General features: G+C 67.3%; 1 protein-coding gene. It reads right to left on the reverse strand.

Translation table 11 applies throughout. The annotated features are described in order from the left end of the window. Window positions 1-846, reverse strand: an 846-nt coding sequence (locus tag CH251_RS14235; RefSeq protein ID WP_143544973.1) for an AMP-binding protein, incomplete at both ends; no start/stop codon positions are given.

Below are 846 nucleotides of genomic sequence, written 5' to 3' on the forward strand. Positions count from 1 at the left end.
TCGGACGGGTGTTCCGGGTCGATCGGAACGTACGCGGCACCGGTGCGCACGACGGCAAGCAGGGTCACCACGAGATCCACCGAACGCGCGAGCATGACTGCCACGCGGTCGCCTCGCGTCACACCGCGGGCGCTCAACTGCGCGGCCATCGCCTCGACGCGGGTGGCGATCTCGGAGAAACTGAACTCCGCACCGGTGTGATCGACGATCGCCACTGCGTCCGGCGTTCTCGACATCTGCAGGCGGACGAGCGAATCCAGCGTCGCGTCATCCGCGTGCACCTCGACACCGCGCGACCATTCCTCTGCCCTGATTCGGTCGTCGGCGTTCAGTGCATCGAACGTCGCCACCCTCGCATCGGGGTCCTCGGACAGTCTGCCGAGAAAGTCGACGAATGCAGCCGCGGTGTCGGTGACCGATTCGGGAGTTGCCGCAGTGTCGCTCGATGTCAGGTCCACCGCGAACCCGTGCACCCGATCGCGATACACCATCAGGTCCAGTCGGCCGGCCGGTCCACTCGTGACCGTTTCCTGGCGGCCGGCGATCGACCCGAAGCCGTAGTCGTAATCGAAGGCCTTGACGTTCAACTGCGGCAATGCCGCGTAGTCCTCCGGACCGTTCGGCCACAGTCGTGCAAGGGTCTCCCCCGCCATCTGATGACGGACGACCTCCCGCATCTCGCCTCGGACCCGCTGCACCAACTCGGCGACCGTCTCGGACGGAGAAACCCGCAACGTCACCTGCGCGGCATCGACGAGCATCGCGGGTGTCCGCAGCGCCGCGGCACCGAACCGGTTCATCCGCGGCAGCTGCAGAGCGAACAGATCGCGCCCGTCCCGCGCCGCG

It is taken from the genome of Rhodococcus sp. 06-462-5 (assembly GCF_002258315.1).
Lineage (GTDB): Bacteria > Actinomycetota > Actinomycetes > Mycobacteriales > Mycobacteriaceae > Rhodococcoides.